The organism is Mycobacterium sp. IDUB_9, from assembly GCF_055419505.1.
On the sequence record NZ_JBVAXU010000001.1, the window covers coordinates 1,107,382 to 1,129,044 of the forward strand.

The 21,663-nt window shown below is 67.5% G+C and carries 24 protein-coding genes; 8 read left to right on the forward strand and 16 right to left on the reverse strand.

Annotation, left to right across the window (positions count from 1 at the left end):
• Positions 1 to 40: 40 nt before the first annotated feature.
• Positions 41 to 1,201, reverse strand: coding sequence for an acyl-CoA dehydrogenase family protein (locus tag ACZY08_RS05395; RefSeq protein ID WP_463743528.1), 1,161 nt, complete (start codon positions 1,199 to 1,201; stop codon positions 41 to 43).
• Positions 1,194 to 2,396: an acyl-CoA dehydrogenase family protein gene (locus tag ACZY08_RS05400; protein ID WP_463743529.1), complete on the reverse strand. Its 1,203-nt coding sequence runs from the start codon at positions 2,394 to 2,396 to the stop codon at positions 1,194 to 1,196. Before ACZY08_RS05400 ends, ACZY08_RS05395 begins: the two co-directional genes overlap by 8 nt.
• A gap of 59 nt (positions 2,397 to 2,455) precedes the next feature.
• Here ACZY08_RS05400 and ACZY08_RS05405 point away from each other — a divergent pair, with 59 nt between their 5' ends.
• Complete coding sequence (locus ACZY08_RS05405; RefSeq protein ID WP_463743530.1) at positions 2,456 to 3,592, forward strand: FAD-dependent oxidoreductase; 1,137 nt, start codon at positions 2,456 to 2,458, stop codon at positions 3,590 to 3,592.
• Here the strand turns inward: ACZY08_RS05405 and ACZY08_RS05410 are convergent.
• The 3 genes from ACZY08_RS05410 to ACZY08_RS05420 all read right to left on the reverse strand — a co-directional run bounded on the left by ACZY08_RS05410 (position 3,568) and on the right by ACZY08_RS05420 (position 6,306).
• A complete protein-coding gene (locus ACZY08_RS05410) occupies positions 3,568 to 3,981 on the reverse strand; it encodes a cupin domain-containing protein (RefSeq protein ID WP_463743531.1) in 414 nt (137 codons plus the stop codon). The two genes, ACZY08_RS05405 and ACZY08_RS05410, sit on opposite strands and share 25 nt — an antisense overlap.
• Before the next feature lie 97 nt (positions 3,982 to 4,078).
• Entirely contained in the window at positions 4,079 to 5,338 is a 1,260-nt protein-coding gene (locus ACZY08_RS05415) for an esterase family protein (protein WP_463744159.1), read from the reverse strand.
• Between the two features lie 89 nt (positions 5,339 to 5,427).
• Positions 5,428 to 6,306 (reverse strand): helix-turn-helix transcriptional regulator, encoded by an 879-nt coding sequence (locus ACZY08_RS05420; RefSeq protein WP_463743532.1) that lies wholly within the window; start codon positions 6,304 to 6,306, stop codon positions 5,428 to 5,430.
• Between the two features lie 74 nt (positions 6,307 to 6,380).
• Between ACZY08_RS05420 and ACZY08_RS05425 the strand changes: the two genes are divergently transcribed.
• Entirely contained in the window at positions 6,381 to 6,974 is a 594-nt protein-coding gene (locus ACZY08_RS05425) for a class I SAM-dependent methyltransferase (protein WP_463743533.1), read from the forward strand.
• Here ACZY08_RS05425 and ACZY08_RS05430 read toward each other — a convergent pair.
• From ACZY08_RS05430 to ACZY08_RS05445, 4 genes are all read right to left on the reverse strand, one after another.
• The gene (locus ACZY08_RS05430) at positions 6,943 to 8,892 is read right to left on the reverse strand and encodes a CocE/NonD family hydrolase (RefSeq protein WP_463743534.1); all 1,950 of its coding nucleotides are present in this window, start codon (positions 8,890 to 8,892) and stop codon (positions 6,943 to 6,945) included. The two genes, ACZY08_RS05425 and ACZY08_RS05430, sit on opposite strands and share 32 nt — an antisense overlap.
• 45 nt (positions 8,893 to 8,937) lie before the next feature.
• The gene (locus ACZY08_RS05435; protein WP_463743535.1) at positions 8,938 to 9,336 is read right to left on the reverse strand and encodes a heme-binding protein; all 399 of its coding nucleotides are present in this window, start codon (positions 9,334 to 9,336) and stop codon (positions 8,938 to 8,940) included.
• Between the two features lie 303 nt (positions 9,337 to 9,639).
• A complete protein-coding gene (locus ACZY08_RS05440; RefSeq protein WP_463743536.1) occupies positions 9,640 to 10,077 on the reverse strand; it encodes a DUF4383 domain-containing protein in 438 nt (145 codons plus the stop codon).
• 39 nt (positions 10,078 to 10,116) lie between these two features.
• Positions 10,117 to 11,664: an acyl-CoA carboxylase subunit beta gene (locus ACZY08_RS05445; RefSeq protein ID WP_463743537.1), complete on the reverse strand. Its 1,548-nt coding sequence runs from the start codon at positions 11,662 to 11,664 to the stop codon at positions 10,117 to 10,119.
• A gap of 49 nt (positions 11,665 to 11,713) precedes the next feature.
• On the opposite strand from ACZY08_RS05445, the gene ACZY08_RS05450 reads away from it, so the two are divergent.
• Positions 11,714 to 12,160, forward strand: a complete 447-nt coding sequence (locus tag ACZY08_RS05450) for a PPOX class F420-dependent oxidoreductase (protein WP_463743538.1) — start codon at positions 11,714 to 11,716, stop codon at positions 12,158 to 12,160.
• A gap of 6 nt (positions 12,161 to 12,166) precedes the next feature.
• Here the strand turns inward: ACZY08_RS05450 and lipE are convergent, their stop codons facing one another.
• Genes lipE through ACZY08_RS05475 form a run of 5 tightly spaced genes read right to left on the reverse strand, consistent with a single transcriptional unit; the run spans position 12,167 to position 15,601 of the window.
• Positions 12,167 to 13,402 (reverse strand): lipase LipE, encoded by a 1,236-nt coding sequence (lipE, locus tag ACZY08_RS05455; protein ID WP_463743539.1) that lies wholly within the window; start codon positions 13,400 to 13,402, stop codon positions 12,167 to 12,169.
• The gene (locus tag ACZY08_RS05460) at positions 13,399 to 13,884 is read right to left on the reverse strand and encodes a peroxynitrite isomerase (protein WP_463743540.1); all 486 of its coding nucleotides are present in this window, start codon (positions 13,882 to 13,884) and stop codon (positions 13,399 to 13,401) included. The genes lipE and ACZY08_RS05460 overlap by 4 nt, the downstream gene beginning before the upstream one ends.
• 57 nt (positions 13,885 to 13,941) lie before the next feature.
• On the reverse strand, positions 13,942 to 14,577 hold the full coding sequence (locus ACZY08_RS05465; protein WP_463743541.1) for an SRPBCC domain-containing protein: 636 nt from the start codon (positions 14,575 to 14,577) through the stop codon (positions 13,942 to 13,944).
• Positions 14,574 to 14,927 (reverse strand): ArsR/SmtB family transcription factor, encoded by a 354-nt coding sequence (locus tag ACZY08_RS05470; protein ID WP_463743542.1) that lies wholly within the window; start codon positions 14,925 to 14,927, stop codon positions 14,574 to 14,576. Before ACZY08_RS05470 ends, ACZY08_RS05465 begins: the two co-directional genes overlap by 4 nt.
• Positions 14,928 to 14,959: 32 nt before the next feature.
• A complete protein-coding gene (locus tag ACZY08_RS05475) occupies positions 14,960 to 15,601 on the reverse strand; it encodes a class I SAM-dependent methyltransferase (RefSeq protein WP_463743543.1) in 642 nt (213 codons plus the stop codon).
• Positions 15,602 to 15,663: 62 nt separating this feature from the next.
• Here ACZY08_RS05475 and ACZY08_RS05480 point away from each other — a divergent pair, with 62 nt between their 5' ends.
• Positions 15,664 to 16,206: a hypothetical protein gene (locus tag ACZY08_RS05480; protein WP_463743544.1), complete on the forward strand. Its 543-nt coding sequence runs from the start codon at positions 15,664 to 15,666 to the stop codon at positions 16,204 to 16,206.
• Between the two features lie 107 nt (positions 16,207 to 16,313).
• On the forward strand, positions 16,314 to 17,720 hold the full coding sequence (locus tag ACZY08_RS05485; RefSeq protein WP_463743545.1) for a PepSY-associated TM helix domain-containing protein: 1,407 nt from the start codon (positions 16,314 to 16,316) through the stop codon (positions 17,718 to 17,720).
• A gap of 2 nt (positions 17,721 to 17,722) precedes the next feature.
• Here the strand turns inward: ACZY08_RS05485 and ACZY08_RS05490 are convergent, their stop codons facing one another.
• Positions 17,723 to 18,823: a helix-turn-helix transcriptional regulator gene (locus ACZY08_RS05490; RefSeq protein WP_463743546.1), complete on the reverse strand. Its 1,101-nt coding sequence runs from the start codon at positions 18,821 to 18,823 to the stop codon at positions 17,723 to 17,725.
• Between the two features lie 230 nt (positions 18,824 to 19,053).
• Here ACZY08_RS05490 and ACZY08_RS05495 point away from each other — a divergent pair, with 230 nt between their 5' ends.
• A complete protein-coding gene (locus tag ACZY08_RS05495) occupies positions 19,054 to 19,212 on the forward strand; it encodes a hypothetical protein (protein ID WP_463743547.1) in 159 nt (52 codons plus the stop codon).
• Between the two features lie 50 nt (positions 19,213 to 19,262).
• Entirely contained in the window at positions 19,263 to 19,931 is a 669-nt protein-coding gene (locus tag ACZY08_RS05500) for a GNAT family N-acetyltransferase (RefSeq protein WP_463743548.1), read from the forward strand.
• Positions 19,932 to 19,940: 9 nt separating this feature from the next.
• Here ACZY08_RS05500 and ACZY08_RS05505 read toward each other — a convergent pair whose 3' ends face one another.
• Positions 19,941 to 20,555, reverse strand: coding sequence for a TetR/AcrR family transcriptional regulator (locus ACZY08_RS05505; protein WP_463743549.1), 615 nt, complete (start codon positions 20,553 to 20,555; stop codon positions 19,941 to 19,943).
• Between the two features lie 110 nt (positions 20,556 to 20,665).
• On the opposite strand from ACZY08_RS05505, the gene ACZY08_RS05510 reads away from it, so the two are divergent.
• Positions 20,666 to 21,658: an NAD-dependent epimerase/dehydratase family protein gene (locus tag ACZY08_RS05510; RefSeq protein WP_463743550.1), complete on the forward strand. Its 993-nt coding sequence runs from the start codon at positions 20,666 to 20,668 to the stop codon at positions 21,656 to 21,658.
• Positions 21,659 to 21,663 lie beyond the last annotated feature (5 nt).

Genomic DNA, 21,663 nt, shown 5'->3' on the forward strand with positions numbered 1-21,663 from the left:
TTTTACGGTCGCGCAACCTTTACCGCGCGCTTTCAGCCGATCATCGGGTGCCCGTCGCCACCCACGGGGCACGCTCGGCCGCCACGTCGTCGAGCACCAGTTCGGCGACCCGCGACCGGTGGGCCTCCGCACTGCCCAGTAGCGCGGCGTCGGTGGTGGCTCGTTTGAAGTAGAGATGGGCCTGGTGCTCCCAGGTGAACCCGATCCCACCGTGCACCTGAATGGCGTCCGCCGCGATCTTGGCAAACGCCGCCGACGCGGTGGCCTGCGCGATGCTGGCTGCCAACGCGGGGTCGTCGGTGCCGTCGGTCAGTGCCCACGCGGCGTGATAGGCCGCCGAGCGGGCATGCTCGAGATCGACCAGACAATCGGCCAACCGGTGCTTGACGGCCTGGAACGAGCCGATCTGCCTGCCGAACTGCAGCCTCGATTTCGCGTACTCCACCGACAGATCCAGCAGATGCTGTGCGGCACCGACCTGTTCGGCGGCCAGCAGCGCCGAGGCCACCTGGAATGCGTGCGTGATGACGCGGTCAGCCTCGTCGGTGCCGGCCACCAATTGCGCGGGGGCAGCGGTCAAGAGGATGTCGGCCTGGGGCCGGGTCAGATCGAGGGTGACCAGAGGAGTGCGTTGCACTCCTGGGCCTGACGCCTCGACGGCGTACAGAGCCACGCCATCGCGCCCCGTCGCGGCGACCAGCAACACGTCACCGGCCGCACCGTCTACGACCCGCTCGACGGTGCCGGTAAGCGTCCCATCTTCGGCGACAGTGACATTCACCGCGGCGGGGTCGAATGCGCCCGCCTCATCCGCGATCGCGAACGCCGCGGTGCGGGCGCCTTCGGTGAGTGCGCTGAGCAGTTCGTCGCGCGCCGGGCCGGCCGAGGCGGCGACGAGCGCCGGGATCGACAGCAACACGGTGCCGAACACCGGACCGCATGCCAGTGCCGCTCCGAGTTCCTCGACCGCGATGGCCTGGTCGACGAGCGTGCCGCCGGCGCCGCCGTCGGCCTCGGGAACCGCCAGGCCGAGCACGCCGAGTTCGGCGCCCAACCGGGCCCACACCGACGGGTCGAACCGAGGCTCGGACTCCATGAGCGTGCGCACCGTCTGCTCGTCGAAGTTCTCGGCACAGAACTTTCGGACCGCCGTCCGCAGCTGAGCCTGTTCTTCGGTGAAGGTGTATTCAGCTTCAGCCACGGGGAACCTCCTTCCACGGCATACCGGCATCAGCCCGCAGATCGCCGGGCAACCCGAGGATCCGTTCGCCGAGAATGTTGCGCATCACCTCTGAGGTACCGCCTTCGATGGTGTTGGCCTTGCTGCGCAGGAAGCGCTGCTGGATGGGGCCGCGCCAGTCCTTGCCGTCCTGGTCGTCGTCCCGGTCCCCGGTACCGTACCCGTGATACAGGATCCCTTCGGGGCCAAGCAGATCCATGCACCACTGATAGATGTGCTGATTGAGTTCGGCGCCGACGAGCTTGCCGATGGACCCTTCCGGACCTGGTCCGCCGACGGTGGCGGCCGCGCGGGAACGTTCGGCGGTCAGCCGTTGACCCTCCGAACGCAGCCAGAGCTGAGTCAGCCGATCGCGCAGCACCGGGGTACGCAGATCGGAGCGAGATGCCCACAGTGCCACGGCATCCGAGATCGTCCCGGCTCCGCGCCGGTTGCCGCTGCCACCGAGCGCGCTGCGCTCGTTCATGAGCGTCGTCATCGCGACGTTCCAGCCGTTGCCCACCGCGCCGAGCCGGTGCGCATCTGGGATACGCGCGTCGGTGATGTAAACCTCGTTGAATTCGGCCTGGCCGGTCATCTGTCGCAGCGGCCTGGTCTCGACGCCCGGACCGTGCATGTCCAGCACGAAGTACGTCAGGCCCTTGTGTTTGGGCACATCGGGATTCGAGCGGGCCAGCAGGAGGCCCCAGCGCGCCCGGTGGGCCAGGCTGGTCCACACCTTCTGCCCGTTCAGCACCCACTCGTCCCCGTCGAGGACCGCGGACGTGGCCAGTCCGGCCAGATCCGATCCGGCGCCCGGCTCGGAGAAGAGCTGGCACCAGATGTGTTCGGTACTGGCCAGCGGCCGCAGCCAGGACTTCTTGAGTTCGTCGGACTGGGCGTGCTCGCGCACCGTCGGCGCGGCCATGCCGTAGCCCATCGGATTGAGGCTCAACGGTATGGGGCCGCCGGCGCCCTGCAGAATGCGGTCGGCGACGGCTTGCAGACCGCGCGACACCCCGAGACCGCCGAGGCCCTCCGGGAAGTGCACCCAGGACAGGCCCGCGTCGTAACAGGCGGCCAGGTACTCGGGGATCGGAACTTTCGTGGGGTCGTGGTCGGCCACGACCCGGCGGGCGAGGTCGGCGACCCGGTCCGCATCAGCGACGCTGCTCATCCAGCCACGATAGGGAAAGGGACCTGATGGCCTGCAGGCGGGCGGTAGCGTCCACGAGCATGGACCGAAAGCGCGTGGTGATCGCTGGACTCGGCGACACCGGCGTGCTCACCGCGATCCGCCTGGCGCGCCGCTTCGACGTGGTCGGCATCTCGGTGAATCCTGGCCTGGTCAGCGGTCAGGAACTGGGCACGCGGCTGGCCCGGCCCGATGCCTGGGCGCGCGACTACTGGATCGGCTTCGACCGGTTTCGCGAACTCGACCGGGTCCGCACCGTGCACGGCACCTTGATCGGGGCCGATCTGTCGGCCCGCACCGTCAGCGTGCGCGATGCCGACGGGAACCCTCGGGTCGAACACTACGACGCACTCGTCATCTCCACCGGTGTGACGAACGGCTTTTGGCGCCAAGCGGTTCTGCAGTCAGCCGGTGATGTCGATGCCGGGCTGCAGACTGCGCACGAGCGGTTGGGGTCGGCCCAGTCAGTGGCCGTCATCGGCGGCGGCGCTGCGGCGGCCAGCAGCGCAGCCAACATCGCCCTTCGGTGGCCGGATATCAGGGTGGGGCTGTACTACCCGGGCGAACGCCCTCTGCCGCAGCATCATTGGCGTGCCCGCCGGCGCGTCGAAAGCAGGCTGACTGAGGCAGGGGTGGCGCTGCACCCCGGGCATCGAGCAGTGGTGCCCGAAGGCTTCGACTGCGCGGCCATCACGTCCGACCCCGTCCGCTGGAGCACCGGCCAGCCGCCCGCGAAGTCCGACGCGGTGTTGTGGGCTGTCGGCCGGGTTCGGCCGAACACGGCCTGGCTGCCGGCAGACGTGCTCGATGAGGATGGTTTCGTGCGGGTGACTCCCGAACTGAGGGTGCCGGGCCTTGACAGCGTGTTCGCCGTCGGCGACGTGGCCGCTACCGACCCGCTGCGCTCCTCGGCGCGCAATCGGGCCGATGGGTTGCTCGCCCGCAATGTCACCGCCTACTTCTCCGGAGGACGGATGCGCAGTTACCGGCCACCGGCCAGCCGTTGGGGATCGGTGCTCGGCGTGCAACCGGACGGGTTGGAAGTCTTCGCGCCCAACGGGTTTGCATTTCGATTTCCAGCCTGGTCCATCGATCGGATTCTGCAGCCGTGGATCGTCCGGCGCGGCATCTACCGTGGCGTGCGGTCCGGGGATCAATACATGGTCACCAACGGTTGATCGACGGGCACCACGTAGGTGGACAACATCAGTGTCCGCACGGTGCCGACGTTGTGGGCGTCGTGGATGACCCCGGCCGGGATGAGGAACGGGTCGCCCGAATGCAGGTGCTGGGTGGGCCGATCGTCGAAGACCATGTCGACGTCGCCCTGGACGATGTAACCCACTTCCGGTCCGGGGTGGCTGTGGCGGCCCGACTCCTTGCCCACCGGGATCTCGAAGCGGGTCTGGATGATCTCGAACCCGGGGGTCGGGGCGGCCGAGCGCTGAAGCTCGGTGCGGGAGACACCCGCTGTCGGGTCGTCGGCGAGAGCCGTGGGAGCGCTGAAGGTCGCGGCTGCCGCGGCGATCGACGCGAATGCGGCCAGGGCGAGACGTGTGCGTGTCATGCCTCCATGACAGTCGCCTCGGCCAATCAAGTCCAACGATGCTTTTAGATGGAAGTCATCTCTGTTGGTGATGCTGCTTTCGCGTTACGCATGTGGCTCACGCCCGCGGCAGTGCTACCGGAACCGTCTGCAGGCCGGGGCTCAGCGGAGCGACCGGAGCGGCCGGAGCGACCGGAGCCATGCCCGGCACCCCGGCTACCCGAGGCGCGGCGGCTAGACCCGGCACCTGGCCGGGCACCTGGCCCGGTATGACCGGTGCAGCGGGTGCTGCCGCGACGCCCGGCACCTGAGCCACTTGACCTGGCACCGGAGCGACCTGACCGGGCACGGCCGGCGCCGGAGCGACCTGACCGGGCACGGCCGGTGCCGGAGCCGCGGGCGGGGGCGCGGCGGCCGCGGCCGCGTTCTGGTCCAGGACCCGCAGCATGTCGGGCTTCATCTGCTGCAGCTGCGATCCCCAGTAGTTCCAGCCGTGGGTGCCGTTCGGCGGGAACTCGAACCGCGCGTTGCGCCCGCCCGCGGCCACATACTTCTGCTGAAAATCCTTGTTGGAGGCGATCGTGATGTTCTCCAGGAACTGTGCGCTGTACATCGTGCCGAAGTTCCCGCCAGGACCGTCGAGTTCGGAGGGAACGCCGTTGCCGCAGTAGACCCATACCGCGGTGTTGTTGGCCACCAGCCGGTTGATGTTCACCGTCGGGTCGTTGCGCCGCCAAGCCGGATCGTTCGTGGTGCCCCACATGTCGCTGGCGTTGTAGCCGCCGGCATCCTTCATCGCGAAACCGATCATGGTTGGCCACAGGCCTTGCGACGGATTCAGGAAGCCGGACAGGGCGCCGGCGAAGATGAACTGGGCGGGGTGCCAGATGGCCAGGTTGAGGGCCGCACCGCCGGACATCGACAGCCCGACAACGGCGTTGCCGGTCGGCGCCACGTCGCGCTTGGCAGCCAGGTAGGCCGGGAGCTCTTGAGTCAGGAACGTCTCCCACTTGTAGGTGGTGGTCCCGGCGCTGCCGGCCGCGGGGCGGTACCAGTCGCTGTAGAAGCTGGATTGCCCACCCACCGGCATGACCACCGATATGCCCGACTTGTAGAACCACTCGAACGCCGCGGTGTTGATGTCCCAACCGTTGTCGTCGTCCTGCGCGCGCAACCCGTCGAGCAGGAACAAAGCGTGCGGGCCGCCGCCCTGGAACTGAACCGTGATGTCGCGGCCCATCGCGGCCGACGGCACTTGTAGGCGTTCCACCGGCAGGCCATCGCGCGAATACGCAGCGGCGGTCGGTGCCGGTCCGGCGATGGCCAGCCACGGCAGCATCAGCCCTGAAATTGCCACTGCCGCCACGCGGCGCGACATCCGACCGAAATTTCTCAGTCTCACACCGGCACGCTAACAACGCCTGAGCTGTGGCTACTGTGGCCGCGCCCGGCGTAACCCCTCTGTTATCAAGGTGATTCGGTTCTGATGCCGGCCGAGTTTGGTCGGCGCCACTCCCGCGGCGACATACCGTGCGTCCGGCGGAACTGGCGGCTGAAGTATCCAGGGTCGGCCAAGCCCACCCGCCTGGCGACCTGGGCGACGGATAGGTCCGTATCGCCGAGCAGTGCCCGCGCCCGACTCATCCTGCGCTCGTTGATCCACTCACCCACGGTGCGTCCGGTCCGCCGGCGCACCAACGTGGTGAGGTGACCCGCTGTCATCCCGATCTCGTCGGCGACGTCGCTCAGCGAGAGGGGATCCGACAACCTACGGTCGATCACCGAGAACACCTCGGCCAGCAACGGCTCGCCGCTACGCCGCAGATCGCTCACCACGTCGTCGGCCAGGCGGGCCAGGTCGATGAGTAGCAGGGTCAGATGGGCCAGCACCGCTTGGCGGTAGCCCTCACACCGGGCGGCGAGCTCCTCCTCGATCGATCGGATGGTGTTGTCCCACAGCGGCTGTCGATAAGCGGGCACGTGCAGTTGCAGCAGTCCGCCCGTCCTGCCGTGGAGGAACGGGAACAGTAGGGGGTGGGCCTGCCAGGTGGGCCAGGGCGACGCCGGGTCGTGCCCCAGCGCGGTGGGGTCGAAGTACACGCCGATCCCATCGGCGTCGGTGGTCAGCGGCCGTGGGTCGATCACCTCGCCTGCTGCCACCACATGGATTACCCCGTCGGTCGGTACGTACCAGAGCACCGGGAAATCATGGATGTGCGGCCGGTGCTCGGGGAGTTCCGCACGCCGGCCCCGGGTCACGGACACCGGCGGCGCGTCACGTTCGGTCCAGTACCGGTAGACCGGTACGCCGTCGCGGTGGCGAACCAAGCGTGACATGTCGGGCACGATGCCAAAGATAATCCTGATATTGCCGATCGTCACCCAACTATCGGGGTATCAGCCGCAGGACCATGGAGGTCATGACCGAACATCGTCCACATCTTCTGACAAACCGGCACGACTACCTGCCCGCCGCGGGCCACGACGTGTTCCTGCCCGGCTACGACCTGCTGACCCGGGTATTGGGGATGAACCCCGCCTATCGCGAGTTGGTCGCGCAGGCCGGACTCTCGGCCGGCCAGCGGGTCATCGAAATAGGTTGTGGAACCGGTAATCTCACCGTCCGGGTCAAGAGGGCCTGTCCGGGTGCCGAGATCATCGGGACCGATCCTGATCTGCGCGCGCTGCACCGGGCGGAGCGAAAAGCGAAGGGCATGACGGGCATCGGGTTCACCCGGGCCTATGCCCAGGAACTCCCGTTCGGCGACGGCGAGTTCGACCGGGCGCTGTCATCGATGATGATGCATCACCTCGACGAGGTGACCAAGGTGGCCGCCGTCGGTGAACTGTTCCGGGTCTTGCGCCCGGGCGGTCGGTTGCACATCGTCGATGTACGTGGCGACGCCTTGCCGCGGATGCTCGAGAGCGCCGGATTCGATTGCGCGGTAGTGGGATCCGGACATATCCGGCTGGCCGGAAGTCTCACGTACCTCCGCGCGACGCGTCCGGTGTGAACGCTGCGGGCGTGGCCAACGGGATGAGCAGACTCGACGGCGAATCCCCGCCCTGACGGATACGGTATGTGCCCGCGTTCAGTGCCGCCCGTGCCGGCGCTGTGGGAACCAGATGCGGAAAGTCGTAGGTGGTCAGGGTCAGCCGTAGCCGGTGGCCCGGTTCGAGCACGGCGGCGGTGGGGAAGATTTCCAGGTCGTATCGGGTCAGTTCACCGCGCACGACCGGTTGGGCCGCGGCGCGGGTACTGAAGTGATGCGGCCGTAGCACTTCTCCTTCTGGCCCGTCCGGCGTAAACCACGTCTTCTCCGGATCCAGGGCCCGGTGCGAACCCAGCAGCGCTCCCTGGGTCAGCGGCCGGCTGGCCCCGTCCGGGGCGACGTCGTCGAGGTGGGCCACCCACAGGGTCTCGGTCGTGTCGGCCGTCGCCTGCACGGTGAGGGTGACCGGGCCTGCGATGAGCCGCGCTTCGGTGAACTCGGCCGTGGTGTAGGTCAGGGCCTCGCGCTGGAGGCGGCGGTTGTCCAGGTCGTAACGGATGCGCCGTCCCGTCTGGGCGGCCATGAAACTGCCCATTCCCAGGGTCCACTGCTCCAGGCTGCGACCCGACACCGGACCGCGCACCGTGTAGCGCAACGTGGCCTCGGTTTGGTCGGCGGCCGGTTGGGAGACAAGGTGCCCGCCCTCGGTCAGGTACATCCGGGTCGGTGTGGGCTCGGGGAACGGATAATCCTGCGCCTGGAACCATGCCGAGCTGCCGATGGCCTGGAAGCGGATGGGCGAGCCGGTCACCCCGGCATCGGTGTCGTCCTTGAGCCAGCGATCGAACCAGCGCAATTGCAGCGCATGCAGATGCAGGCCGTCCAGGTCGGACACGTGGTACCAGGGGCCCATGATCAACTGCACCCGGTCCGTCACCGGTTGGCCGGGCTGCATCGGACTGTTCGGCGGCCGACCGGTGTAGGCGTTCTGCAGTGCGGCGTAGTTCAGCGGTGCACCGCGCTGGAAGGCATCGTGCCAGCCGCCGACCAGGAAGACGGCAACGTTGTTGTCGGCGATCTGAGGCAGCACGTCCGAAGCCCGCATGGTGTCCCAGAACGGCCCGTCGAAAGCGGTGTCGCCGCCGGCGGTCGCGTCCCCGATCATGGTCCGGAAGTACTGGCGCTGGTCACGTCCGCGCCGGCGCACCGCGGCCAGGCCCCCGGCCCGGGGCCGTTCATGAGTGCCGCGTTTGGCGAACTCCAGCACCGGGTTGACCACATTGAGCAGTGAATAGACCGCGCCATAGGCGCGCACGGTGCGCATGTGCGGCACCCCGCCCATGGTGACCACATCGCGGTAGAAGTCATTGGCCGCCATCACCGGAAAAATCGCCTTCAACGGTGAGCCGGGGCCGACGGCCGCGGCAGTGAGAAGTTGGTTGATGGCCAGATAGGAGATGCCGAACATCCCGACCTTGCCATTCGAATTCGGCAGCCGTGCAGCCCAATTCACCAAGTCGACACCGTCATGGGCCTGGACCGCACCCAACATCTCGAACGATCCGCCCGAGGCACCGGTGCCCCGCACATCGGCCATCACCTCGATGTAGCCGCGCCGGATCAGGTACGGGGTGGCCCCGCCACCGATCTGGGCGGCCGGCGGCGGGGCCTTCTTGCCGTAGGGCGTGATGGACAACAGCACCGGGAACGGCCCCGGTGCCGGTGCCCCCGTCTCGGGGACCGTCGGATAGTGGATGTCGGCCCGGAGAACGGTGCCGTCGGAGGCGCGGACGGCCACATTGTGGTGGATCCCGACGCCGTAGCGGGCCGGCTCAGGCGTCCAGGCCGGTTCCAGCGGTGACGGGGTGCGTTTGCGGACGCGGGTGGCCGACTGTCCGGCCACCTTCCTACCTCGGACCATCTGCCACGGGTTCGCCATCCGTCCTCCTTGACGTGTCGGCCTGGCTCCACGGTATCCAGTGGACTACCCGGCCATGAACTCCGAGTAGGCCGAGGCCAGTTCGGGCGACAGTCCCGTGACGTTGCACGTGCGCTGGGTGTCCCCGATCGGGGCCAGGATGCCACGCAGGTCGTTGTACTCCTGCGGGTTGGCGGTGAAGTAACCACGCAGCGTCGCCGCGGCCTGCGGACGCGGCTGGGTGAACGCGGTGCTCACGGCCTGGTTGGCACCCGGGTGACTGTCGAGGTACGCACGTGCGGCGCCGGTGGTGCTGCTGACGGTGCCGGCCACGCCGCTGGCACTGCAGTCGGGTGCGGCGGCTGCGGTCGGTGCGCCGATCATCGTTGCGGCGACCCCGCCGAGCAGGCCCGCAGCACAAGCGCCGGCAATTCCACGACGCGCGGTGATTCCAGTGAATTTCATGATCATTTCCTTCGGGATTCTGGGATTCTCATTGGGTCGCGATCAGTGATCGCTCATGTCCCCGGCCCGAATTCGAAAGTAACCGCAGCGCAGACGAGCAAATCTTCTGCCGCGTGAAACAGCTGTGGCGGGTGTGGTGGTGTTACAGCGGACGCCGTGAACTGCGCCTCAATACCGCCGAAAAGTGGCCGATGATCTTGAAATGTCTCAAAGACCGGAGACCATTCTTAATTGATCGTGATCTGTGCCGCCGGCTGCGGTGACCGAATTGTTATCCGCAGGCCGCTCAGCTAACTGATTTGTTCACCGCTTCAGGGTTAGCCCGGACAGCGAGTTACCTAGACCACCATCGCGGTAGATCTGCACACCCGCCACGGCCAGCATCACCGCGGCGGTTGCCAGGTGCACGACCGCGTCGGTGGTGTTGTTGGGGAAGGCGAATATGTAGGCCACCTGGTTGGAGAAGAACGCCCAGATTCCCGGCAGCGCCCCGGCCACCGCGGCCAGCAGCAGATAGAGCACGGCCCAGGATTTTCTCCAGCACAGCACCAGGCCCGGACCGAACAAAGCCAGGCCGGCCACCGCATGCCAACCGTTGTAATCCATGCCGAGAATCGGGGTCGTCGGCGCGTCCGGGCCGATGGCGAAACTCGGCTCGGCAATGAATCCGATGATTGCCTGCACCACGTGGAACAGCGAGATGATCAGCAGTCCCCATTGAGCGAAACTCCACCGCCGCATGCCCGGACGTTACGTCTACTACAGCGTGTAGTCAACGGTTCACCAGGTGTCGACGAACCTCGCGCGTGGTGCGGGCCGTTCGTGCTGCGCGGCCGCGGCGAGTGTTGCGGCGATCAGCTTCCGGGTCTCCGCCGGGTCGATGACGTCGTCGATCTCGAACAACGATGCGGAGTTGAGCGCCCGCGCGTTTTCTTCGGCGGCTGCCGTGGCAGCCCGAACGGCCTGCTCGCGCTCGTCGTCGTCGGCGATGGCCTCCAGTTCCTTCCGCAGACCGAGTCGGACGGCGCCCTCCAGGCCCATCGGACCCAGGTGGGCGCCCGGCCACGCCACCGTGAGCAGCGGCTCGTGGAGGCTTCCACCGCACATCGCCTGTGCCCCAAGACCGTAACCGCGCCGCAGGATCACCGCCACCAGCGGCACCGTCAGTGCTGCACCGGCCACCAGCATTCGGGACCCGCGGCGCACCAGGGCTTCGGCTTCGGCAGCCGGACCGACCATGAATCCGGGGCAGTCCACCAGCGACACCACCGGCAGACCGAATGCGTTGCACAACTGCAGGAACCGGGCAGCCTTGTCGGATGCCGCGGCGGTGATGGCGCCGGCCATCACCATGGTGTTGTTGGCGATGACACCGACGGGCCTACCGTCGATGTGCGCCAGGGCCGTCACCATCTCCGGGGCGAACTTCTGACGCAAGAAGGTGACCGAGCCGGCATCGGAGAGGGTCTCGATGATCGGTGCCACCGGATAGGCACGCCGCGCCCGTTCGGGAATCATTGTGCGCAGGGCTGTTTGATCGGAAGCTGGGCCTGATTCCGTCGACCCGGTGAAGTACCCCATCAGCTTCCTGGTGGTCGCGACCGCCTCCTGTTCGTCCGCCACGACGATGTCGACGACGCCGTTGGGTGCCTGCACCGAGATCGGGCCGACCTCATCGGGGGCGACCTCGCCGAGGCCACCGCCGGCGATCATCGCCGGTCCGCCCATCCCGATCGAGCTGTCCTCGGTCGCGACGATCAGATCGGCCGCACCGGCGATCACCGCGTTGCCGGCGAAACACCGGCCCTTGACCACGGCAATGCGCGGAACCAGGCCGGACAGCCCGGCCCACAACGCGAATGCCCGGATCTCCAGGGACGACACCGTCGGGATGTCGGTGTCACCCGGGCGGCCACCGCCGCCCTCGGCGAAGAACACCGTCGGCAATTTCAGCCGCTCGATGATCTCGAACAACCGGTCCTTCTTGCGGTGGCCGATGGCGCCCTGGGTTCCGGCCAACACGGTGTAGTCGTACGAGAGCACCGCACACGCGGCGCCGTCGATCCGTGCCGTTCCGGCCAGGAGACCGTCGGTCGGGGTGCGTTCGATCAGGTCGTCGAGGCTGCGACGCTGTCGCTGAGCCGCGATCGCGAACCGCCCGTACTCGACGAACGATCCGTCATCGATCAGGTCGGTGATGTTCTCCCGGGCGGTGCGGCCTCCCGCGGTGTGGCGGCGGGCAACCGCCTCGGGTCTGCCGGCGTCTTCCGTGAGCGCCTTTCGGCGCAGCAGTTCGGCGAGATCCTCGCGGAGGGCATCGTCGGGCATTCGGCAGCTCCTGGAATAGCGGGCGTGCGGTCGGAGGTTGCGCACAGATGTGACCGCCAACACCTCATCTAACCCGCCGTTCGATCCGCGCGATGTACTGGCCGAGGCCCGGTTGGGCGTGCTGGCCACCATCAAGGTCTCCGGCGTCCCGCAACTCTCGCCGGTGACGCCCTATTTCGACCGAGCCGCCGGCGTCATCTACGTGTCGATGACGGAGGGACGCGCGAAGACGGTCAACTTGCGTCGAGATCCGCGTGCCGCGCTCGAAGTGACCAGCACCGACGGCTGGTCCTGGGCCACTGCCGAAGGTGCGGTGGCGCTCACCGGGCCGGGAACCGACCCGTATGGACCCGAGGTCGAGGCGCTGGTCGACTACTACCGCCGCGCGGCCGGGGAGCATCCCGACTGGGATGAGTACCGGTCGGTGATGGTCTCCGATCGCCGGGTACTGATGACCCTGACTGTCGAGCGAGTGTACGGGGAGAAACTGCGCTGACTCGCCTCAGCCGAGCGGAATCTCGGCCGCGATCCGGTCCAGCACAGCGGGATAGCGGTTGGCCTCCCGGTGCGCCCCGGGCTTACCGCTGCTGACGATCGCGGCCGACAAGCTGCGCTGCGGGTCGGCCCAGACCGCGATGTCGACGAGGCCGGTGTGTCCGAACGCCGAGGGCGTGTTGCGGCCGAAGGGTCCGAAGCGTTTTCCGCCGAGCATGTACCCGGTACCCCAGCGCATCGGTTTGAGGCCGGTCGCCACATCCGGACGCATCCGGCGGCACGGCGCGGTCGCGGCCTGAAGCGTCTCGGGCTTCATGATCCGGACCCCGTCGAGTTCACCTCCGCGACGCAGGATCTCGGCGAACCGGGACAGCTCGTCGGCGTTGGACACGGTGGTCGACGAGGGGATGACGCTGGTGAGGAACAACGGCGTATTGCTGAGCGGGATGATCCGGTCCAGTGTCCCGCCCACCGCGGCCCGGAACGCCGCCGCGATCGGAGCCGGCAGCGGCTTGCCGGTCACGTGGCTGGGTGCCACCAGCGGAACCTCTTCTGGGGCAACACCGTAATTCGTCCACCGGAAGCCCAGCGGGTCGAGGATCTCGTCGGCCAGGATGTCGCGGATGTTGCGACCGGTGGCCGCCGAGACGATCTCGCGGATCAGCGGACCCCAGGTCAGGCCGTGGTAGATGTGCACCAGGCCCGGCCGGTACACCGGTTTGAGGAGGGCCAGTTGCTCACGGGTGTACTCGCTGTCGTCGACGCGGGTGACGTCGGGACGTGGTCCGGTATGGATCGGGACTCCGGCACTGTGGGTCACCACATGCCGGATGGTGGTGCGATCCTTGCCGTGGCTGGTGTAGCTGGGCAGGTAGTCGCAGACCCGGTCGTCGAGGGAGAAATGCCCCTGCTCGACGAGCATGTGTACGACGGTCGTGCTGATGGCCTTGGCCGCCGAGTAGACGCAGAACGGGGTCTGGGTCGTGACGGGGACCTTCTCGGCATCCGGCGGGTCAGTGGGGCCGTTGCCCCAGCCGTGGCCGATCGCGCGGTTGAGCACCGTTTTTCCGTTGCGCCGCAAGCACACCTGGATGGCGGGGTGCATACCCGACCCGTACCAGTAGCGGACCGATTCCCAGATGCGTTCGACGGCTCCCGGGTCGATCTCCGAGTGGTCCTCGTCGCCGATGTCGGTGACGGTGTCGAGGTCGGAGGGGAGGGCGATCTTGCCGTCTTGGCTCATGCGGTCTTCCTGGTCAGCGTGGCGGAAAGATGGTGCTGCAGTGGCTTTCCGACCGCGCCCATCTGCAGGGTGTACGTCAGTAGGTCGCCGTCGACATGGACGGAACGTGACAGTGCCGCAACATTTTTGGCCGAGGCGGTCAATCCGATCGTGGTCGCGGACAGCTCCATGTCGATGCGTCCGTCGACGACACGCACGGTGCCTTCCTGGATCTCGGTGATGCCCGTCGGGTGTGCCAGCACCCATTCGACCCGGCCGGGTTCGGGGACCCGGAGGTATCCCGTCTCGGCGTGCAGCGGGCGGCCGTCGTCGGGGGCCGCGGTGCGCTGGCTGTAGGTCAGGAACGGCTTGCCGACGTGACCGAAGGTGATCTCTTCGAGGTACTCGAACGCCTCGATGGTCGGATACTCACCGGCGCCGGGCCCGGACCAGGTGCCGAGCAGGGGAGCCAGCGCGGTCAAGTTCGGGTGGAGGTCAGGCACACCGACAGGGTACGGCCGTGGTCCGGCAGCTCCCTGTCACGGGCGCGTCTGCCCAGGTCAGCCCCCGGTGTATGCCGCTGTGGTGCGATCCGCCGCGGCGCGTGCCTGAGCGGGATCCTCGCCGCCGGCCAACGCGGCCTGGTACCAGAGTTCGCTCGCGGACGTCATGAACTCGCGGCCCTCGTCGCCGGCCGCCCAGGCCGCACCCTCCTCCGGTGTGATGCGATCACCGCTGCCGAGGTATCCGGCGAGACCGAGAAGCCCAGAGTCCCAACCGACTCCGACCGCTCCCGGCCCGAACTGAAGCCAGAACTCGTCGTCGTCCTCGGCGTGCATGATGTGGTCGAGGGTGAAGGTGGCGCGGTTCTCGCCCGCTGCGGTGATGGTGACCTCTACCCAGCTGGTGGCCCCCATGGACTTCCACGTGGTCGTGAAGGAGCGCGGCGGTTCGCAGGTCAGCACCTCACCGGAAGCGTTTCCTTCCAGTTGGAAACGGCCGCCCACCTGTAGATCACCCGTGATCGGCAGGAACCAGCGCGGGATCCGCTCCAGGCTGGTGCAGGCATCCCAGAGATCGGCGGCGTCGGTGTCGTAGGTCTGGCTGACGCTCACGACGCGCGCCGCTCGGGCTTCGAACGTCTGGCGGCCCACACTGCGGCGGACAGCGTTGAGCTGGTGTTGGACGTCGATCACGGGGAAGCCTCCTTGTTCGTGGTTCTTCTTCGTTCACGTTTGCCGCGCGCGATCTCGGTCGCCAACGCATCCAGATGCGGTGTCCAATTACGCCGGAAGCGCTCAAGCCACTGGTCGACCTCGCGTAGCGGCGTGGCGTCGACGCGGTACAACCGCCGCGTGCCCTCCGCCCGCACGCTGGCGAAACCGTTGTCCCGCAACACCTTGAGGTGTTGTGATACCGCGGGCTGGCTGATCTCGAACTCGGCTCGGATCACCTCGGTGATGGCACCGGATGACAGCTCGCCGGCCTGGATGAGCTCCAAGATCCGCCTGCGCACCGGGTCTCCGAGAATGTCGAAGGCGTGCACAGCTTCAGAATAGAAGCAGGGGCTTATATAAGTCAACAGTTATTCGTCTGCGCGATCACCATGGCCTGGGCCGTGGGCTCATCCAGCTGCGCCTGACGGGCGCGCTTGGTTGTCGCGTACACCGTGAATCCCGACGCCTCCAGCGCGTCGCAGACCGCGGCGGTGTCGTGGCGCAGGAACGTCAGTTCCACGTCCCGGCCGAAGGCGTGGTCGTAGACCGCGGGTTCACCGTCGGTTTGGAAACCCAGCAGTACCCATCCGGCGTTGCTCAGGACCCGGCGGTACTCGGTGAACAGTTCCGGCAGAGCCACGGTTGGGGTGTGGATGATCGAGTACCAGGCACATACCGCATCGAAGGTCCCCGCCGTATACGGGAGATCGAACATGTCGGCGGTCTGAAACCGCAGCCGCGGCCACCGCTGGGCGGCCAGAGAAACCATCGCCGCCGAGCCGTCGATGCCTTCGACCCGAAGGCCGCAGTCGGCAAGCTCGGCGGTGGGCTCACCGGGCCCGCAGCCCACGTCGAGGGCGCTCGTGCCGCCGGACCGCACCACCAGGTCGGCGAAGGACCGCAGGACCGCGCGATCGAACGGCCGGTCGTCGAATTCGCCGGCAAAGGCCCGGGCGTACTCGGTGGCGATCAACTCATATTGCTCATAGGCCCCGCCGGTCACGCCGCCAACTCTAGGGCGCGACACGGGGAGCCCAGCTCAGGCTGGACGGTAAGGTTCCGCAGGTGAGCACCCCCGTCAAGCACGCCGCGTACTTGCGCGGTGGCCTGGTCGGTGGGTGCTCGGCGCTCACCGCAGCGGTCGCTCACACCGCGGCCGGCGGCATGGCCCCGACGAGTAGCCCGTTGATCGTGTTGCTGCTGTTGTGTGCCGCCCTCGGTGCCGCCGTCGGCGGGTTGAACACCCAGACCCGATGGGCCAGGACCGGCCTGCTGATCGCCGGCCTCGGCGCCGGACAACTCCTGGGCCACCTGGCACTCGCAATGTCCGGCGGCCACCATCACGCGGCATCGCTGCTCACCACCCCGATGATCGGGATGCATGCCGCTGCGGCGGTCGGCCTCGGCTTGGTGATCGGTATGGCCGAATACCTGTACGTGGTGTGCGCCTCGGTGCTGTCCTGGATGCGGATCTTCGCCGCCGCCCAGATCCACCCGTCGGTGCGCGAGCTCTGGCGGCCTTCGAATATCGTTGTGGCGCGGCCTGTTCTGCTGCGCACCGGCCTCGGAATGCGGGCACCGCCGGCAACGTCCGGCATCGGCTTCTAACCCCGCCTCCTTCATCTGAGCCCGTCGTCAGCGACGGGCTGTTACGCGTTGTGCCCTGTGCGCACCTCTCTGGTTCTCTCAAAATTCTTTTCCGCGAAGGCATTTCCATGACCATCACACCTGACGATCAACTCCGCGAGGAATCCCCTCCGCCCGTCAGCCGCCACTCCCTGCGTCCCCTTCTGGTGCGGCTGCACTTCTATGCCGGCATATTCGTCGGGCCGTTCATCCTGATCGCCGCCGTCACCGGCCTGCTCTATGCGCTGATCCCGCAGATCGACACGTACGTCTACCGGCACGAGCTGACGGTCGACCAGGTGGGCACCGAGCGGCTGCCGCTGGCAGACCAGCTTGCCGCGGCGCGGCACGCTCATCCGGAAGGCGTGGTCGAGAGCATCCGCCCGCCGGCTGCGCCTGACGAGACCACCCAGATCCGCCTGCTGGTGGGACCGGAATTCAAGGACATTCCGCCGGACTACTCGCGCACAGTGTTCGTCGATCCCTACACCGGTGAGGTGCGCGGGGCGCTGACCACCTACGGGCAGTGGATGCCGGTGCGGGCCTGGTTCGACGAGCTGCATCGCAACTTGCACCTCGGCGCGTTCGGACGCAACTACAGCGAGCTGGCGGCCAGTTGGATGTGGGTGATCGCACTGGCCGGGCTGGCCCTGTGGATCATGCGTCGCCGGGAGAACCGCACGATGCGCGACCTTGTCCTGCCGGACCGCACAGCTTCGGGGCGTCGACGCACGCTGTCCTGGCACGGTGCGGTGGGCGTGTGGATAGCGGCGGTCCTGCTCGCGTTGTCGGTCTCGGGTATCACCTGGTCCCGTTATGCGGGCGAGACGGTCAACGGGATCCAGGCACAGCTGAACACCACGGCACCTGCCGTCGACACCTCCCTGTCGGGTGGCCCGGTCGCTGAGGCCGCACACCACGGCCACCACGGCGGCCCGTCCGAGTTGCGCGGCGCCGACACCGTGTTGCGGACGGCTGAGCAGGCCGGGCTCCGCGGCCCGATGTGGATGTATCCGCCGGCTGAAGCCGGTCAAGCCTGGAAAGTGGCTGAACGCAAACGTGATTGGCCCACGCGTGCCGACGAGATCGCGGTCGACGCTGATTCCGGGAAGGTGACCGACCGGGTGAACTTCGCACAGTGGCCCATGCTCGCCAAGCTCACCGACTGGACGATCGATGCCCACATGGGCCTGCTGTTCGGTATTGCCAACCAGGCTGTGCTGGCGCTCACCATGGTCGGATTGATCACCGTCATCGTGCGGGGTTATCGGATGTGGTGGCTGCGCCGGCCCACGCGGGGGTCGGCCTGGGCGGTGGGCCGCCCACCGCTGCGCGGGGCGCTGCGCCAGTTGCCGCCGTGGGGCAGCGTGGCCGTGGTGGTCGTCGTCGCCGTCATCGGATGGTCCTTGCCGTTGTTCGGGTTGAGCCTGCTGGCCTTCCTGATCGTGGATGCGATCATCGCCATGCGGAAGCGCAGTGCCCACGGCCGGGGCTGAACTCAGGCCACCGGATGCAGGGTCAGGAGGAGCCGCACCAGTTCGACCTGGCGGTGGGTGTCGGTCTTGTCGAACACCCGGTGCAGGTGGGTGCGCACGGTGGTGATCGACACCGACAGGTCCTCGGCGATCTGCTTGGGATCAGCGCCGTGCGCCACCCGCAGCGCGATGTCGGCCTCGGTGCGCGTCAGGTGGTACAGGCGTTGCAGGAGGTCCGTGCCGGGTTCGGGATCATGGCCCGGATCGGCCAACACCACCAGCGCCCGCCGGCGGTCGGGCTCGTCAAAGCGGTGGAGCGGCAGCACGTGAATCACGAATGGCCTGGTACCCGAGGGTCTTTGGGCGGTGAACGAGTGACCTCCCCGCACGCTGTCGGAGGTGCCGGTCAGCGCCGAGCGCAGAGCACGGTGCAGGGTCCGATTGGTTGGGGCATTGGCCGCCGTGATGCGCCTGGACACCACCTGAAGACCGTCACCGTCACGCAGGACCTTTTCGGCCGCGGCGTTGAGGTTGAGTACCTGGCCGCCTGCCCCGATCACGACGATGCCGTGATCCACGGAATCCAGGGCGGCCTGCAGGTCTGCGTCCTCGCGGGCGAAGTCGTCGAGTGAGTGTTGCGCGCGTAGGGCCTGTTGCAGGTGCGGAACCAGGCTGCTGAACTGTTTGACCCGGTCTCTGGATCCGAACGACTCGGATGCCAACGGGGCGTGGACCAGGAAGCACGCCGGGCGCGGCCCTTGGGAGAGCCGGGCGAACAGGCCGTCCTCCAGTTCATTGGGGTGCAGCCAGTCGGTGTAGAACTCCGAATTGCGATGGGGGACGACCAGTTCTGTCCCGGTCCGGACGGTCCCCACCGCGCCCTTCTCGACGGTCGCCAGCGGCGCGTCGAGCCGGTGGTAATACTCGGCGTAGCTGGCGGCCGCGCCCGTGGGCAGAATCGAGTTCTGGATCGACCAGATCGACTGGTTGGCGGTGAGCAGCGCTCCGCCGTTGCCGCCGATCGCCCGGTGGATGTCGCGGATCGTGGACTCCCAGTGCTGGGGAGCGATCGCGGCGGCGTAGACGCCGGCTACAAGACGCGAGAATCCTTCGACCGTGAGCATGTCACGCGTCCCGATTCGTTCGTAGGCAGATGCATCGGCAGTTGGTGTGTCGGTACGTAGCTGGTGGACCTCGTTGGTGCCGACCGGTCCAGATGTCCGAGTAAACCACAGTCAATATCAACCGGATAGAGGATGTCCGGCTCCGATCGGGGTGGTTGTCTGCGGTGATGAACGGCGCCGGATGTTGATCACCGGGTCGCCGAGAATGAAGCCAGCAAAGGGGGCTCGGCATGTTTTCGTTCACCTCACCACGACCATCGGAGGTTGCCGGACAATTGTGGCGACGGCCGATCGACGGTCACGACCATGGGCGGCACGCCTACGAGTGCGCCTCGCGGTTGGTCTATTTCGAGTGGTCGGTGATGGCGCGGGAAATGGACCGGTTGTGACCTGACGGCTGCACTCCACAGAGCACAGACCGCTGATCTACGCTCGCGGTATGACCGATCACGACAAAGCCGCGGCGCGGCGCGAAATTGCCGACGCTCTGCTCAATGCCCTGAACCGGCGCCACGAGGTGCTCGACGTGATCGTGGACGCCGACGATCGCGCGGCCGCGGTCGAGGCGGTTGCCCAGCTTCTCGGCACCTCGCACGTGGCGTCGGAGGCCGTGGTGGGGTTGTCGTTCGCACAGATCACAAAGGATTCGCGACGGGCGATCGCGGCCGAACTCGATGACCTGAACAGCCAGCTCAGCTTCACGGTGTCCGAGCGTCCGGCGGCCTCGGGTGAATCGCTCGAGTTGCGGGCGTTCACCGCCGACACCGACCGCGACATCTTCGTCGCCCGCACCACTGATGTGGGTTCTTCCGGCGACGGGTCGGGTGCTCCGGCGGCCGATGTCGACGACGAGATCCGCGCCGCGCTGCGCCGGGTGGACGCCGAAGAGGCTGCCTGGTTCGTGGCGTTGGAGGGCGACCAGAAGGTCGGCATGGTGTTCGGTGAGCTGACCCACGGTGAGGTCAACGTCCGGATCTGGATCCACCCGGACTTCCGTAAACGCGGCTACGGCACCGCCGCGCTGCGCAAATGCCGTTCGGAGATGGCGACGTACTTCCCCGCCGTGCCGATGGTCGTGCGAGCGCCGGGGGCCGAACCCCGCGCGTAGCTGACAGCCTCAGCTGTCAGTCTGGCCCCGCAGGCTCGCGACGATGGTGCGCGCCACGGTTTCGGCTCGCTGCCGGGAGTAACTCTGACCCTCGGACAGCAGCGGGTAGACCACTCCGCCGAGCAGGGCATCGGCGGCCGCCGACGCCAGGTCGGGCTCGATCCGGTCGGCCAGCAGTCGGGTGCGTACCGAGTCGAGGAGTGGCCGGCTGAAGCCTGCCCGCAGCCGCGCTGCGGTGTCCTCGTGTTCCAGTGAGGCGGCGGTCAGGATGCGCAACATGGCGTTGCCGCGCTTGGTGGTCAGGGCTGAGGCGAGCGTGCCTGCCCACGAGACCAGGTCCGCGGTGACGTCGTCGGTGTGGGGCATGGTGGCCAGGATCTTGTCGGCGTCCTCCAGCAGCACGTCGGCGACCAGTGCGGGCCGGCTCGGCCACCACCGGTAGATGGTCTGCTTGCCCACCCCGGCCCGCGTGGCGACCGCCTCGATGCTCAGCCCGTCAAAGCCCCGGTCCAATAGCAGGGCGCGGGTGGCCTCGATGATGGCCACCCGCGATTTCTCGCTGCGCCGCCGGGTCGGCCCTGAGTTTGTCGGCACTGTTGCGTCGCTGGTCGGGGTCGTCGGCATGCCCTTCTCGGTCCTTTGCAGGGATCTTTACACGGAAAGCTACCCACCGTAGTCTCCCACAAGACGAGACGTAGCGTCTCGTAAAACTGGAGAGACGAACGCAAGGGCACATGGCAAAAAAGAAACTGGTCATCGGGGCCAGCGGATTCCTCGGCTCGCATGTTGCCCGACGACTCGTCGAGCGCGGCGAGGATGTTCGCGTGCTCATCCGTAGCACCAGTTCCACCCGCGGTATCGACGATCTCGACGTGGAGCGGGTCTACGGCGACATCTTCGACCTCGAGTCGGTGCGCGCCGCGATGGACGACTGCGACGTGGTGTACTACTGCGTCGTCGACGCCCGCGCCTGGCTGAGTGATCCGGCTCCACTGAGGCGGACCAATGTCGAAGGGCTGCAAGGGGTATTGGACGTCGCGGTGGAAGCGGGCCTACGAAAATTCGTTTTCACCAGCTCGATCGCCACGATCGGTATCGCCGAATCCGGGCCGGCCACCGAGGATCTGGCGCACAACTGGCTCGACATCGGCGGCGACTACGTGCACACCAGGGTGCTCGCCGAACAGATGGTGCTGCGCTACGCCCGCGAGCGCGGCCTGCCCGCCGTCGCGATGTGTGTGTCGAACACCTACGGCCCGGGGGACTGGCTGCCGACGCCGCATGGCGGTCTGGTCGCCGCCGCCGTCCGGGGCAAGATGCCGTTCTACGTCAAGGGCGCCGCGGCCGAGACCGTCGGCATCGCCGATGCGGCCGAGGCGCTGGTCCTGGCCGGTGAACGGGGCCGGGTCGGCGAACGTTACATCGTATCCGAACGATTCCTGAGCGCCCGCGAGATCTACCGAACCGCCTGCGCAGCAGTGGATGTCGAGCCACCACGGCGCGGTGTTCCGATCCGCCTGCTGGCGGGGGTGGGTGCAGTGGTCGATCCGCTGGCGCGACTGCGCAAGAAAGAGAACAAGCTCAGCCCGCTGACCGTGCGACTCATGCACGTGATGTCGCCGATGGATCACGGCAAGGCGGTCCGTGAACTCGGATGGAAGCCCAGGCCGACGACGGAATCCATCGCCGAGGGTGCCCGCTTCTTCGCCGCCAGGAGGCGCTCGTGACCCAT

What these genes read in the sequence shown, in the direction of transcription:
- ACZY08_RS05400 (WP_463743529.1), bottom strand. Translation starts at nt 2,396, where the DNA reads ATGAGCAGCGTCGCTGATGCGGACCGGGTCGCCGACCTCGCCCGCCGG.
- ACZY08_RS05405 (WP_463743530.1), top strand. Translation starts at nt 2,456, where the DNA reads ATGGACCGAAAGCGCGTGGTGATCGCTGGACTCGGCGACACCGGCGTG.
- ACZY08_RS05410 (WP_463743531.1), bottom strand. Translation starts at nt 3,981, where the DNA reads ATGACACGCACACGTCTCGCCCTGGCCGCATTCGCGTCGATCGCCGCG.
- ACZY08_RS05415 (WP_463744159.1), bottom strand. Translation starts at nt 5,338, where the DNA reads ATGTCGCGCCGCGTGGCGGCAGTGGCAATTTCAGGGCTGATGCTGCCG.
- ACZY08_RS05425 (WP_463743533.1), top strand. Translation starts at nt 6,381, where the DNA reads ATGACCGAACATCGTCCACATCTTCTGACAAACCGGCACGACTACCTG.
- ACZY08_RS05430 (WP_463743534.1), bottom strand. Translation starts at nt 8,892, where the DNA reads ATGGCGAACCCGTGGCAGATGGTCCGAGGTAGGAAGGTGGCCGGACAG.
- ACZY08_RS05435 (WP_463743535.1), bottom strand. Translation starts at nt 9,336, where the DNA reads ATGAAATTCACTGGAATCACCGCGCGTCGTGGAATTGCCGGCGCTTGT.
- ACZY08_RS05440 (WP_463743536.1), bottom strand. Translation starts at nt 10,077, where the DNA reads ATGCGGCGGTGGAGTTTCGCTCAATGGGGACTGCTGATCATCTCGCTG.
- ACZY08_RS05445 (WP_463743537.1), bottom strand. Translation starts at nt 11,664, where the DNA reads ATGCCCGACGATGCCCTCCGCGAGGATCTCGCCGAACTGCTGCGCCGA.
- lipE (WP_463743539.1), bottom strand. Translation starts at nt 13,402, where the DNA reads ATGAGCCAAGACGGCAAGATCGCCCTCCCCTCCGACCTCGACACCGTC.
- ACZY08_RS05485 (WP_463743545.1), top strand. Translation starts at nt 16,314, where the DNA reads ATGACCATCACACCTGACGATCAACTCCGCGAGGAATCCCCTCCGCCC.
- ACZY08_RS05490 (WP_463743546.1), bottom strand. Translation starts at nt 18,823, where the DNA reads ATGCTCACGGTCGAAGGATTCTCGCGTCTTGTAGCCGGCGTCTACGCC.
- ACZY08_RS05495 (WP_463743547.1), top strand. Translation starts at nt 19,054, where the DNA reads ATGTTTTCGTTCACCTCACCACGACCATCGGAGGTTGCCGGACAATTG.
- ACZY08_RS05500 (WP_463743548.1), top strand. Translation starts at nt 19,263, where the DNA reads ATGACCGATCACGACAAAGCCGCGGCGCGGCGCGAAATTGCCGACGCT.
- ACZY08_RS05505 (WP_463743549.1), bottom strand. Translation starts at nt 20,555, where the DNA reads ATGCCGACGACCCCGACCAGCGACGCAACAGTGCCGACAAACTCAGGG.
- ACZY08_RS05510 (WP_463743550.1), top strand. Translation starts at nt 20,666, where the DNA reads ATGGCAAAAAAGAAACTGGTCATCGGGGCCAGCGGATTCCTCGGCTCG.